Source organism: Rudaea sp. (genome assembly GCF_047601565.1).
Lineage (GTDB): Bacteria > Pseudomonadota > Gammaproteobacteria > Xanthomonadales > Rhodanobacteraceae > Rudaea.
Genome location: NZ_JASGIY010000001.1, coordinates 4,076,060 through 4,090,471, shown reverse-complemented (window position 1 = coordinate 4,090,471; position 14,412 = coordinate 4,076,060). Strand labels below are relative to the sequence as shown.

Annotated in this window: 5 protein-coding genes; all 5 read right to left on the bottom strand. The window is 67.3% G+C overall.

Annotated elements, in window-relative coordinates; translation table 11 throughout:
• A partial coding sequence (locus QM741_RS18225) for a toxin TcdB middle/N-terminal domain-containing protein (protein ID WP_415209041.1) occupies positions 1-6,621 on the bottom strand: 6,621 nt, incomplete at its 3' end.
• Positions 6,622-6,952: 331 nt separating this feature from the next.
• The gene (locus tag QM741_RS18220; protein ID WP_415209040.1) at positions 6,953-7,309 is read right to left on the bottom strand and encodes a hypothetical protein; all 357 of its coding nucleotides are present in this window, start codon (positions 7,307-7,309) and stop codon (positions 6,953-6,955) included.
• Positions 7,310-7,374: 65 nt separating this feature from the next.
• The gene (locus QM741_RS18215) at positions 7,375-8,274 is read right to left on the bottom strand and encodes a transglutaminase family protein (RefSeq protein WP_415209039.1); all 900 of its coding nucleotides are present in this window, start codon (positions 8,272-8,274) and stop codon (positions 7,375-7,377) included.
• Positions 8,271-10,799, bottom strand: a complete 2,529-nt coding sequence (locus tag QM741_RS18210; RefSeq protein WP_415209038.1) for a circularly permuted type 2 ATP-grasp protein — start codon at positions 10,797-10,799, stop codon at positions 8,271-8,273. Before QM741_RS18210 ends, QM741_RS18215 begins: the two co-directional genes overlap by 4 nt.
• 88 nt (positions 10,800-10,887) lie before the next feature.
• Positions 10,888-14,307 (bottom strand): DUF2126 domain-containing protein, encoded by a 3,420-nt coding sequence (locus QM741_RS18205; protein ID WP_415209037.1) that lies wholly within the window; start codon positions 14,305-14,307, stop codon positions 10,888-10,890.
• Positions 14,308-14,412 lie beyond the last annotated feature (105 nt).

The window sequence follows — 14,412 nt, the reverse complement described above, 5'->3', positions numbered from 1 at the left end:
GTCGCGTCCTGCTGCTGCTTCGGCCGGCCGTAGCCGTCCAGCGCCGTCGTTCCCGTGTACGTGCCCGAACCCGACAGCACGTGCTGGCGTTGGTACAGGCGGCCGTAGCCGTCGTAGGTGAACGTGCGGGTCAGGTTCTGGTCGCCCGTGCCGACGTGGGTTTCCGTGGCGAGCTGACCGTAGCCGTGGCTTTGGGTGTCGTAGCTCCAGGCGTCGGTGATCGTGCCGCTCAGATGAGACTCTGTGCCGGTCGCCACGCGCTGCCACTTCCTTCCCAGCGCGTCGTAGCTCCGCGCGATCGTCTGGCCCTTCGCGTCGGTTTGGGTGAGCACGTTGCCCGCCGCGTTGTAGGTGAACGTCGTCGTGCCGCTGTCCATCCGTCTGGGTCAGCTTGCGGCCCAGGTCGTCCCAGGTGAAGCTGCTCGTGACGGTGCCGTTGCCCGCGTCGCGCGTGATCGCGAGCACGTCGCCCATCGCATCGTAGCTCTGCGTCACCGTCAGGTTGGTGGCCGTATCGCCGTTGACCGTGCCCGGATCGAGCGTCTGCACCGCCTCGCCCATCGGGTTGACGATCGTCTCCCAGCTGTAGCCCCGGGCGTTGGTGACGAACGTGCTCAGGCCGACGTAGTGGTTCGTCGTGGTGCCGTCCGGCGTCGTCACGGTGAGCGCGCGGCCGAGCACGTCGTAGGCCGTGGTCGTCGCGTAGCTCGCGCCGCCGCAGGCCGCGCCGCTGATCGTGGGGCTGCCGTCGCCCGATACGGTGGCGTTGAGGAAGAACGGCTCGGACTGGTACGTCGGCCGGTCGTGCGCGTCGGTGAACGCGCACGTGGCCGTGAACTGCTGGGTGGTCGGATTGCTGTCGAACGCCTGCGCGACGGTCATCACCGGGCGGCCGAGCACGTCGAAGTACGTCCAGCTGCTCGCACTGCCCGCAGTGATCGTCTGCGCGCGGAATTTGAAGCGGGGGTCGGTGCCGCAATTGGCGCCGCTGCCGCACAGGCGGAACGTCGTCGTGCTCGCGTGGCCGATATTGTCCTTGCTGAAGTACGGCCGGCCCAGCACCCCGAACCGTGCCGTCTGGGTGGTGCCGTTGATCGCACTCTGACCGGTGGCGTTGCCGAACTCGTCGCGCGCCGTGACCTGCGTGGCCTGCTGCTCGTTCCAGCCGCCGGCCGCCGTGGCGAAGGGCAGGCGGCTGGCGGTGACGTAGCGGCCGAGGCTGTCGTAGCTCGTGCGGGCGTAGCGCAGCACGGTGGTGCCGCTTTGCCGTTGTGCGACGCTGCCGTTCGTCGCGCCGGCGCGGCATTGCGTGTCGGTCACGTTGCTGCTGCATTGGTACGCCGCCGTGCGGTTGCCGTAGGCATCCCGATCGTAGAGCGTGCGCAGGTCCTGGTTGACGCTCGCGCCGGACTGGATGCGCTCGGAGACGAGCAGGCCCGAGGCCGCCTCGTAGGCGAAGTTCGTCGTGCGCGTGCGCGTGGTCTGGCCAGGCCGGGCGAACTGCACCTGGCTGCTGGCGAGGCGGCCCAGATACCAGGAACTGACGTTGTCGGCGTAGGTGTTGGTGGTGACTTTTTCGGCGACGGTCGTGCCGCTGCTGTCGCTGTTGACCGTGCGGCTGGCCTGCAGGTTGCCTCGACTCGGCGCCGCGTAGGTGCCGGTGTCGTAGCAGAAATAATTGTCGGTCGTGGCCACCTGCACCGGACTCGACCGCGTGCCGCTGCCCAGGTCGTATTGCGTGTCGGTGGTGTGGTACGCCAAAACGAACAATGGCCCGGCATTGGCCGGCGGCGTAAACAGATTCGAATCCAGACCGCTGGTTCGCGCCTGCGCGCCTCCGCCCAGCGTGCACTGGTCGGCACCGTAGGCGGCGCATCCCGCGCCCGCGCACGCCGGCTGCTGGCCGCTGAAGCCGATCTGGATGCCGGCGAGGGACGACGTCGTCGAGACGATGTCCGGCCACGGCGTCTGGAACGTCGGCGCGGCGCTGCTGCCGACGATGCCGGAGAAACAGTTGTAGCCGGAGGCTTCCGGGTTGGCGGCGCAGGCGTCCATCAGGGCGCTGCCGCGCGTGATCGCCGTGCCGCCGTGGACTTCCTTGAGCGTCGCGATCGGCATGCCGATGAACGGGTAGTGCTGCGCGTAGCGGTTCAGCGTGACGACGTACTGGTTGCCCGTGGCGGCGAGGTCGTTGCCGTCGAAGGCCCAGGTTTCGTAGAAGCCGAGGAAGCCGCGGCCCCCGGCCTGCATCATGGCGCCGGAATAGCGGTAATACACCGTGCTCTGCGCGGCCGCGTTGGCCTGGGTCGGCGCACTGCTCGAGGCCTGGCTGACCACGTACATCGGCGCGAGCACGTCGAACACGGGCGAAAGCCAGCCGAAGTCCGTGCCGGTGCGCAGGATCGGATACGTGTCCGGGCGGCGCTGGTAGACGCCGATGTTCGTCAGCGGCTGATAGGCCACCTGGGTGGCGGCGCCGAGACCGTTGGTGAACCCGGTAATCACATCGCGCGCCTGGTAGCGCGTATTCGTTCGGGAAGCGTAGAGACGATTGCCGGAGGTGGCGTTCGCATCCATCGCCACCAGGTCCGGTATGCCGTCGCCGTCCATATCTCCCACCAAGGGCTGGTAGGTGGTGCCATTCAACGTACTGAAACCGGAGGCAGTCCAGGATGCCGGAGTGGAGAATCCCCACGTTCCATCGCTGTTGGGCACCAGTTCGACGTACTTGAAGCCGGTAAAACTGGTCGATGAGGAAGTCGCCGAGCCGACGGGATAAACGATCGCGTTCTTGCCGTCGTTGTTCACGTCGGCAAACTGCACCAGCGTTTGAGTCAGCGCCGGTATCGTCACCGAGTTGGCCAAGGTGACGGATACCGCGGCCTGATAGGCGGTTGCCGGCGTGCCGGTACCTTTGTTGATCAGGACATAGAACGAGGTCGGGGCGGTCGAACTCTGATACATGATGTCCGCCAATCCGTCGCCATTGAGGTCGACCAGATAGACGTTCTGCGTCAGGATCGGCAACGTACCGCCGACATTGGTACTCGCCCCGTTCCAGTACTCGGTGAACGCGAGGGTTCCCCCGTTGGCCGTCACCCCGGACGTCGGAGTCAGCTGCGACATCGTGAGCTGATACCAATAGGTCTTGCGCGTCGTTCCCGCGGCAGCCAAATCCGCAGAGAGATTGCCCTTGTACAGGCCGCTGTCGTAGTGGAGCTGTCGCTTGCCCGTAGGCTCCACGGGAGCAACCAGGGAGTTTCGGTACACGCCGGTGACGACGACGGTGAGGTCCGCGCGGCCGTCCCCGTTCAGATCGGTGGTCAGGGCCGCCTTTGAGTTCGCGCCGGTATTGGTGAAAAGTGCATAGCGACAATCGTCGGACCCATAGCAAGCCGAATCGAACGAGCTGCCCAGATTCACCGTGTAAGGAGCCGAGAATACCAGCGTGCCATTGCTCTGCCGGACAAGGATGCGCGCCAGGGCATCGACACTGCCGGTGGGATCCGGATAGATAAAATCGGGCAGACCATCGCCATTCAAATCGGCCAAAACGCCCGCTGCGGGGTTGCAAACGTCCAGGTAACAGTTGGGGCCGGTAATCGGCGTCGCCAAACCCGCCAGCAAGTTATTGGCATTGTCAAAGACCTTGCCTCCTGCCGCGGGTCTACCCAAACTGGGGTAGATGCTCCAGGGATTGCCGTTGCCTGAGGTGGGTGTCGCCCCACCCACCATCAAATCCGCACGACCATCGCCGTTGTAGTCGATCAGGTTCCAGGATTCACCGTTGTCCTGCAGATTGAGCGGAGCGCACAACGGTTGCTGGTTGTACGTGACAAAAGTCAGTTGAGTGCCGCTCACATCCGCAAAGCCGACATACAGGCTGCTGCCCGAGCTGCAGGCACTGCTATTGACTGCCCAGACGATATCCTGCCGGCCATCGCCATCCACATCGGCGATCTTGAAGCCCACGATGGGACTGGATCCGAACGGTCCGCTCTGCGCGGTGTTATTGCCCAGCGTACTCGTCGTTTGCGACCAGGTGAACGTCGTCGCAGGGAAACATACGGTCTGGCTGCTGTTCCGGCACTCCTGCACTTTTTGCAGCGACCGGAACGGTGAGCCGGAGGGTGAATTCGCCGTGCTGTAGGTCAGGCCGTAATAGCGCAACGTGCCATTCGCGCTGTCGCTCACGGTGACGCTCGTCAATTGCTGGGTTTGCGCGAACACCACGGCCGACTGATACCCCAAACGCAATTGAGCCTGCGGCAAGGTGGTATAGGCGAACGAAATGCTGGCATACGGCGTCGAAACGGGGCTGGTCGCGTGACCGGTGTAGTTCACCTGCGCCAATGTCGTTTCCACCGCGGTCGATGCAAAGGTGTACGACGGTGTTCCGGTGCTCGCAGGGCGGGTGTTGTAGAGGTAGTCGATGTAGTTGCCTTTGGAATCCTGGACGCGCGCCAGATTCCAGTTGACCGCCACGGTCTGGCTGTTCAGCGAGGCGGTGGCCAGCGCGTTGGGCGAGGAAGCCAGATAGCCGTACGTGCTGGTCGTGCCGTCCTTGCGCTGCACGGTGAACGAGTTCGGTCCCACGTAGCTCGCGGACACGTGCGCGGTCACTTGGGTGGTGGGATCGGTTTCCGGCGAATAGGTCGTGCCGTCCGCGCCGTAGGCACCGGAATTTCCCGAGAGCAGCAACAAGCGCACACCGTCCAGACAGAAGCGATCGGTCGTCGTGAAATTGACCGGCGGCGGGTTGCCGTCAGGCGTCGAAGTCGCGGCAAAATCGCCGCTCTCGCGCGTCTGCCGGCAGCGCGAAATCTGCGAAGAGCCTTCGATCGTCCAGCCCGGCCCCATCACGCCGTCGGGCAGGCGGCTGTTGTAGCTCAGCGCCAGCTTGGGCACGACGCCGGCGGTGCCGGGCGGCACCTGGATCGGAATCGAATAGGTGGCGTTGCCGCCCTCGTCCACGCGGAACTGGGCGGCGGTCGCGCCGACAGCGTCGGAGACAGCATCGGTCGCCGGCGTCGCGGCGACCACGGGCGTGTCGGAGGTCGGCGTTCCGGGAATCACCGAAACCGCCGCACCCGTGGTGCTGACTTTGTAGGCACTGCATCCGGCCGCATTGCACGCGGCCACTTCGTAGTAGTAAGTGCCGGCGGCGTATACCAGTTCGGACGCTTGTCCCGAGGTGGCCGGCGTGTAGTTGCCGTTGACCAGGGTCCACGGACCGGACGAGCTGGTCGCCCGCTGGATTTTCAGGTAGGTCGCCGGCGGTCCGCCGGTATTCAGCGTCCAACTGGCGATCAGGGTGTTGCCGCTGGCCGCCACCGTGACGCTGGTCGGCGGGGAGGGCGGCCCATAGTCCGCTCCGGGAAACCACCCCGCCACATCGGCGATCACATCGGTGTTGCCGACGCTGCCGTTGCGGATCGATACCTGCCCGTTCGTGCCGACTTGAGCGATGACGAGAACGGAAAGAACGCTCCCCGCCGGGAAATTGAGGTTCGACGCGCCGGGCGGCGCGTTTCCGGAGGTCGTGCCCGTACCCCAGGCAGTGAGATAACCCGCCGCCGACGGCGTGACCACGGTGAGGTTCAGCGCGACGGCACCCACGCCGCTGGCCGGCACACCGCCGCGACCCCATACGGTGAGGTTGCGGGTGACGCCGGTGCCGAACGCGCCCTGGCCCGCGAACTGGCCGTCGATGGTGCTGTGGCCCGACCGCGTATCCATCAGGCGTGCCGGAACCAGCGGCGCGAGCGTGACCGTCGAGGTGAAGTACCCGACGACGTCCGCGATCACGTGCGTGGACCCCGGCCCATTGAACAGGGAGACTTTGCCGTCCGGTCCCGGAGCGACAATCACCAGGTTGGCCAGCGTCTGGCCCGCAAGGAAATTGAGGTTCGAGGCAATCGGTTGGCTCGATCCCGACGGCCACGCGGTGAGGTATCCCGCGAGCGTGGGCGCAGCGACGGTGACATTGAGGACGACCGCGCTGACCCCGCTCGCCGGCACGCCGCCTCGCCCGAACACGGTGAGGTTCAGCGTACTGCTCGAACCCATCGCCCCACCCCCGCTGAACTGCCCGTCGACCGTCGGGCCGCCCGAGCGCGTATCGAGCAGGCGCGCGGGCGTCAACCCCGTCAGATTGGAGGCCGAGGGAAAATAACCGGCCACGTCCACGATGACCTGGGCGTTCCCAGTGCCGGTGGAGGCATAGAGGGAGACCATGCCGTTCGTACCGATCTTGGCGATCACCTGATTGCTGATCGTCTGTCCCGAGGCGAAATTGAGATTCGATGCGGTCGGCCGCGCGACGCCCGTCGGCCAGACGGTGACATAGCCCGCGGCCGTCGGACCGGTCACGGTAATGTTCAATGCCACCGCACCAACGCCGGTGGCGGGAACGTTGCCGCGCCCGACGACGAGGAGGTCCAGGCTCTGGTTGGCGACCGGGCCCCCGCCGACGAATTGTCCGTCGACCGTCGTCCCGCCCGCACGGGTATCCAGCAAGCGCACCGGCGTCACCGGTGCGAATTGCGTCGACTGCGCCAGCGCGGCGATGTGCAGCGTCAAGCCGACAAGAAATGCCCAACCCCGGATCCAGCCTTTCATCCTCGCCTCCCTTTTCCTTTCGAACTGCTGTCGAACACCGGGCCGCCGTGAACGAATGGCGGCCACGGCGCATGGCTTACCGCGTTTTACAGCGACGAAACCCCGAGCCGTCGAGACGACGGCGGAAGACAATGAAGGAGAGCGGGCGCTGCGCAGCGCCACGAGGGGGAGGAAGAACCTCGCCGTGCCGATACCGACCATTCATCGCCATGACCGAATCCCTCGCCAGGCCCTGCGTATTGCAGACGAATTATTGGGAATGTCAGCGGGGCGACACGGCGTGCCCCAATCACGCATCGAATTCCATCCCGAACTCGCGCGTGCATTCACCCTACGCCAAGCGCCATGCGTTTGTAAAGACGGGGCGGGTCGGTGGGCAATTTTCCGGATCGGCGCAGTGTCGACGGGACGGGTGGTAGAACCGTTCGCAAATTCCGTTCTTCCGCGCCTTCGTCGTTGGCCATAGCCGACGCGGGCCACCGCTTCGCCGGCGACTGAACGCGCCATTCATTCCCGGAGCGACGCCGGCCGCATGGTAAGCTAACCCGATATCGGCAACCGTCGCTGCGGTTCGATTTTGCGAGGCGACCGATTCTTCCAGCGCCCTTACGCGATCGGCCAGAAATTCTTGATCGCTAAAGAATTTGCTCATGGGGAGTTTCTCCATTTTTTCAATGATGGCGCGCAACGTCTTGCGCTCACCTGCCGAAAATCGAGCGCCTTGCAGGCTCGATCGCTGGCGAACGGTTCAAATCATTCCACCATCGGCACCACGGTCACGCGCACATCGAGCTCGTGCGCGCCGCCGCCGAGGATGATGCCGCGCAGCGGCGAGACGTCGCCGAAGTCGCGGCCCCAGGCGAGCGTGATGTGGCCGTCGCCGGGGCGCATGTCGTTGGTCGGGTCGAAGTCGATCCAGCCGTGGCGCGGGCAGTGCACGGATACCCAGGCGTGCGAGGCGTCGGCGCCGGCGAGGCGCGGCTGGCCGGGCGGCGGCGTGGTCAAAAGATAACCCGAGACGTAGCGCGCGGCGAGGCCGAGCGCGCGCAGGCAGGCGATCATCAGGTGGGCGAAGTCCTGGCAGACGCCGTGGCGGTTTTCGAGCACGTCGGCGACGGGCGTGGCGACCTGGGTCGCGTTCGCGTCGAAGCGGAATTCGCCATGGATGCGCTGCATCAGGCGCGCGCAGGCGCGCAGCAACGGCGTGCCGGGCGCGAAGTCCGCGCGTGCGAACTCTGCGACGTCGCCGTCCCAGCGCACATAGGGTGATTCGAAGCGGTAGCGGTTCGCGTCGAGCGCGGCTGCCGTCGGCACGTGGCCGCCGCGGTAGGAGAGGGCGGCGACCGCGTCTTCCCAAGGCGGCGAATCGTCGGGATCGGACGCCGCGGCGCGCGCGTCGACTTCGATGTCCATTTCCGCGGCGACGAGCAGCTCGCGGTGCGGCGTGTCGATTTCGAGGCGCGTGAGCGGATTGCCGAAGCCGTCGAATTCGTCGACCCGATGCGTCGGCGCCGGTTCGACGCGCAGGCGACGGTTATGGCAGCGTTGGTGCGGCAGCGTCTGCGGCGTCAGGTGCAGCGCCTGGTGCGAAACCGAGACGACGCTGTCGTAGCGGTATTCGGTTTCGTGATGGACGACGTAGCGCGCGCTCATGCGGACAGGGTCGCGCGGCTCGCCGCGGCGACGTGGGTGAAATGGTGGAAGGCGATCGCGTCCGAGGCCTTGCGCGCGCGCGCGGCGAGATCGGCGAGCATCGCGGCGGTGCCGGCGATCGCGTCGCGGCGCCCGGCCTCGCCGAACAGCGCGGACTCGAGCGCGGACAGGTCGAGCGCGTCGAGCTGCGCGCGCATCTGCTCGAATTCGCCCGCGCCCGAACTGCCGAACGCGGCGTCGACGCGGCGCAGATGCTTGCCCAGCTCGTAGACCTGGAAATGCAGCGAATGCGGGTTGGCCGGGTCGCAGACGATTAGGTCGAGCACCGGGATCAATTGCGGCGCGGACAGGTAGCGCATGCGGTAGGTGATCGTCGAGTCGGCGAGTTCGAGCAGCCATTCCAGCGTCGCCGTGTCGGGCGGCGCGGCGTGGGTGAGCGCGCAGGCGAGCACGTCGGCGAGGAACTGCAGGCGCTCGATGCGCCGCCCGATCATGAGGAAGCGCCAGCCGTCGTCGCGGGTCATGTCGTCGAGGGCAAAGCCCGACAGCGCGGAGACTTCCATCAGCAGACGGTTGAGCAGGTCGAGCGCATCGCCGAAATCGAGCCGCTCGAGATCGAGCGCCTGCGCTTCGCGCTGCACTTCGAGCAGGCCGCGCCAGTTCTCGCTCGACAGGCGTCCGCGCACCTGGCCCGCCGCCCAGAGCAGGCGTCCGAGCACGCTGGCCAGGCTGTACGGTGCCGCCGCATCGGTCAGCGCGTCGACCAGGGCCGTGCGCACGGGCTTGGCTTCGCCCTCGATCAGATGCACGCGGCGGCAGGCGGCGAGCGCGGCCTCGAACGCGACCGTATTCGCCGCGCTCGTGTCGATGTAGCGCGACAGCACGACGCGCAGCAGGCGCGTGGTGTCGTCGCCGCGCTCGGAGTAGCGGCCGAGCCAGAACAGGTTCTCGATCAGGCGCGACGGCAGGAAATCGTCGCGGCGCACGATGTCGGCCGCGCGCAGCTCGCGCCGGCGCAGCGTGTCGACGGCGGCTTCGCCGTCGGCGAGCACCCAGGTGTCCTTGCTGCCGCCGCCGCGCTGCATCGAGACGATGCGCGCCGCCGCCTTCGTCGCCACGCGCGACAGCGCGCCGGGCATCACCGTATAGCCGCCGTTGCTGGAGGCGATCGCGAACGCGCGCATGCTCACCGCGCGCGGCACGATCTGCGCCTGCGTCGCGCTGCGCTGCCAGACCGGCGCCTGCGAGAGATCGATCAGCTCCTGCGCGACCCAGGCCGCGGGTTCGGCTTCGATGCGCGCGCGCAGTTCGCCGAGCCGGCTGCGCGGCAGGCTCGGCCCGAACACGGCCTCGACGCGGCGCGACGGCGACGCGGGCTTGACGACGAGGCGGTCGAGTTCGGCCAGCGCTTCGTCGCGCACCGGCGCTTCGCCGCACCACCAGGTCGCGACCGAGGGCAGCGCGAGCGGCTCGCCGCGCAGGCGTTCGCAGATTTTCGGAAAGAAGCCGAGCAGGCCGGGCGATTCGAGCACGCCCGCGCCGAGCGCGTTGGCGATCAGCACGCGGCCCGCGCGCGCGGCCGCGGCGAGGCCCGGCACGCCGAGCGCGGACTCGCCGCGCAGTTCGAGCGGATCGCACCAGTCGTCGTCGACGCGGCGCAGGATCGCGTGCACGCGCTTGAGGCCGCCGAGCGTCTTCATGTACACCGTGTCGGCGCGCACGGTGAGGTCGTAGCCCTCGACCAGCGGCACGCCGAGCGCGCGCGCGAGGTAGACGTGCTCGAAATAGGTTTCGTTGAAGCGCCCGGGCGTCAGCAGCACGGCCAGCGGCGTCTCGCCCGCGGCGACCGGTGCGGCCGATTGCAGCGTGGCCTGCAGCGCACGCAACGCGCCCGACAAGTCCTGCACGCGCATGTCGTGGAACAGGTCGGAATAGGCGCGCGAGATGATCTGCCGGTTCTCGATCGCGTAGCCGAGTCCGGACGGCGTCTGGGTGCGGTCGGCGACGACCCACCAGGCGCCGTCGGGCGCGCGCGCGAGGTCGACGGCGTAGACGTGGAGGAAGGTGCCGCCCGGCGGCTTGCTGCCGCGGCAGGGCCAGAGGAAATTCTCGTGGCCGAAGATCAGCTCCGGCGGCAGCAGACCCTCGGCGAGCAGGGCCTGCGGCCCGTACAGGTCGGCGAGCACGGCGTCGAGCAGCGCGGCGCGCTGGGCGACGCCGGCGGCCAGGCGCTGCCATTCGGCGGCGCCGATGATCTGCGGCAGCAGGTCCAGCTCCCACGGCCGGTCGGTGCCCTTGGCGTCCGCATAGACGTTGTAGGTGACGCCGTTCTCGCGGATCTGGCGCTCGACCAGGTCGGCGCGCGCGCGCATCTGCGCGGGATCGGCGCGTTCGATCGCGGCCAGCATGCGCCGCCACGGCGCGCGCACGCCGCCGTCGGCGTCGAACAGTTCGTGATAGTGCTGCGGATCGCGGCGGTAGGCGTTGAGTAGGGCGGGCACGGCGTCGTCGATCAGCTCGGTCATGGGTTCCAGCCTACGCGCGGCGGCATCGTGACGTTCCGGTTACGGTGCGCGCAGTGTAGCGAAACTCGCCGCATCGCCGCGAACCGGTTCAGTCGTTGCGCAGATCGAGCGTGAACGGAAAATCCGGGTTCGGCACGGCCGCTGCGGCGTCGACGCGTCCCGGCGTGTGGCCGTAGCGGTCGAAGCGGGCGAGGCGGCGGCTCTCGGCCTCGAAGGCGTTGACCGGGAACGTGTCGTAGTTGCGCCCGCCCGGATGCGCGACGTGGTAGCGGCAGCCGCCGAGCGAGCGCAGCGACCAGGTGTCGACGAGGTCGAACACGAGCGGCGGATGCGCCGGGATCGTCGGATGCAGCGCCGAGGGCGGCTGCCAGGCCTTGTAGCGCACGCCGGCGACGAACTCGCCGACCGCGCCGGTCGGACGCAGCGGAATGCTGCGGCCGTTGCAGGTGGCGACGAAGCGGTCCGGGGCGAGGCCGCTGAGCTTCACCTGCAGGCGTTCGACCGAGGAATCGACGTAGCGCACGGTGCCGCCGGTCGCGCCTTCCTCGCCGAGCACGTGCCAGGGTTCGAGCGCGTGGCGTAGTTCCAGCGCGATGCCTTGCGTCGCGTAGTCGCCGATCGCGGGGAAGCGGAACTCGAAATGCGGCGCGAACCAGTCGCGTTCGATCGCGTAGCCGGACTCGCGCGTTTCCCGGATCACGTCGTCGAAATCGCGTTCGACGAAATACGGCAGCATGAAGCGGTCGTGCAGCTCGGTGCCCCAGCGCGCGAGGCGTGCGGGCTCGTAAGGGGTCTGCCAGAAGCGCGCGATCAGTGCGCGCAGCAGGAGCTGCTGCACGAGACTCATCTGCGCATGCGGCGGCATCTCGAACGCGCGCATCTCGAGCAGGCCGAGGCGGCCCGCGGTGCCGTCGGGCGAATAGAGCTTGTCGATGCAGAACTCGGCGCGGTGCGTGTTGCCGGTGACGTCGATCAGCAGGTTGCGCAGCAGGCGGTCGAGCAGCCACGGCGGCACGTCGCCGCCGAGGTCGGGAAACTGCTTGAACGCGACTTCGAGTTCGTACAGCGAATCGTTGCGCGCCTCGTCCACGCGCGGCGACTGCGAGGTCGGGCCGATGAACAGTCCCGAGAACAGGTACGACAGCGAGGGATGGTTGTGCCAGTACGAAAGCAGGCTGCGCAGCAGGTCGGGGCGGCGCAGGAACGGCGAGTCGTTCGTCGTCGCGCCGCCGAGGACGAAATGGTTGCCGCCGCCGGTGCCGGTATGGCGGCCGTCGAGCATGAATTTCTCGGCGACGAGCTTTTCCTGGCGCGCGGCTTCGTACAGATGCGTGGTGCGGTCGACGAGTTGGTCCCAGTTTTCGGACGGATGGATGTTGACTTCGATCACGCCGGGATCGGGCGTGACGCGGAACGAGTTCAGGCGCGGATCGCGCGGCGGTTCGTAGCCTTCGAGCAGCACCGGCGTGCCGAGCGCAGCGGCGGTGTCCTCGATCGCCGCGGTCAGTTCCAGATAGTCCTCGAGGCGTGCGAGCGGCGGCATGAAAAGGTATAGGTTTCCATTTCTTGTCTCGGCAGATAGGGCGGTGCGCGTGATCCAGCTGGCGGATTGAAACGGTGCAGGTTTGCGCTCGCCTTGTTCTTGATCGTCATTCCCGCGAAAGCGGGAATCCAGTGCCTTTGTTCCGGTTTGATCAAGAGCGACAGTCGCTGGATTCCCGCTTTCGCGGGGATGACGGCGAAAAACGCTGTCGCCGGAATGATGATCAAAAGCAGTCGCACCGCGCATTTGCCGCCGAATCTCCGCCGCGCGCGGCAGCGGCTTGAACGCCTGTGCCGGATCGGCCGGATGCACCCACGGATAATCGTTCTCGCTCGCCCAGGGCTGCGAATCCAGCGGCAGGCGCCAGCCAAGCGCGGAATCGCCGGGCACGAGATAGCAGTGCTCCGTGCGCAGGAACCACGGCCCGGTCTGCCAGCGGTCGAGCGGCTTGGCCAGCGGAAACACGTGGCCGACGACGTGCGACAGGCCCTGCGTGAATACGCGCATGAGGCGCTCGCGTTCGAGCGGGTCGGACACGCGCGAATCGAACGGATCGACGTTGTCCGGCAGGCGGCGTTCGCGCCACAGGTAGTAGAACAAGTCCTCGTAGGCCGGGAAGACGTGGCCGGCGTCGAGTTCGAGGCGGCCTGCGACTTCGGCGAGAAACGCCGCGCCGAGTTCGGCGTTTGCATTGCCGCGCGCTTTCTCGTCGGCGATCAGCGACGGATCGCTCCAGATCGGCTCGCCGTCGCGGCGCCAGAAACAGTTGAGCGACCAGCGCGGCAACTGCTCGCCCGGATACCACTTGCCCTGGCCGAAATGGACGAGGCCGTGCGGCGCGTATTTCTCGCGCAGGCGGTGATAGAGCCCCGCCGCGCGCAGGCGCTTGGTCGGGCCGAGCGCGGCGGTGTTCCATTCCGCGCCGTCGGGGTCGTCCGCGGCGACGAAGGTCGGCTCGCCGCCCTGGGTCAGGCGCACGTCGAGGCGTTCGAGGTTGGCATCGACCGCCTGCCCAAGCGCTTCGATCGCGCTCCATTGCTGCGGTGTATACGGCTTGGTCACGCGCGGCGATTCGCTGATGCGCGCGACCGTCATCGTGTGCGAGAACTCGACTTCGCTCTTGTCCACCGCGCCGGAGATCGGCGCGGCCGAGCCGGGTTCGGGCGAGCAGGCGAGCGGGATATGGCCTTCGCCGGCGAGCAGGCCCGAGGTGGGATCCAGACCGATCCAGCCGGCGCCCGGCAGATAGACCTCGCACCATGCGTGCAGGTCGGTGAAATCGTGCTCGGGGCCGCTCGGCCCGTCCACCGCTTTCTGGTCCGCGGTTAACTGGATCAGATAACCGGAAACAAAGCGCGCGGCGAAGCCAAGGTGGCGCATCACCTGCACGAGCAGCCAGCCCGAGTCGCGGCAGGAGCCGCTGCCGAGCTCGAGCGTGCGGTCGGGCGTCTGTACGCCCGGCTCCATGCGGATCAGGTAGCGGATGTCCCGCGCGAGGCGGCGGTTGATCTCGACGAGGACGTCGGCCGTGCGCCGCGGTTTCGGTCCGAGCACGTCGCGCCGGATCGCATCGACGTAGTTTTCCACGCGCGCGGTCGCGGGCAGCTTGACGAGATATGTGGTCAGTTCGCGGCGCAGCGTGTTGTCGTAGGCGAACGGAAATTTTTCCGCCTCCGGTTCGAGGAAGAAATCGAACGGGTTGAACACGGCCATCTCGGCGACGAGATCGACTTCGACGCGGAACTCGCGCGTCGGTTCCGGGAAAACGAGGCGGGCAAGCCAATTCCCGAGCGGATCCTGTTGCCAGTTGATGAAGTGCCCGGCCGGCTCGATGCCGAGCGAGTAGGAGAGGATGCGCGTGCGGCTGTGCGGCGCCGGGCGCAGTCGCACGACCTGCGGACCGAGATGCACGAGGCGGTCGTAGCGGTAATGCGTGACGTGGTTCAGCGCAACGTGGATCGACATGCACAACCTCGCGGATTCGGCATGCCTTCAACGATAGCAAAAAAATGCTGCGGCGCAACGAGAATTTCGCGGCGCCTGCGCAAGTGCTGGAAGTCGCAGCGAACG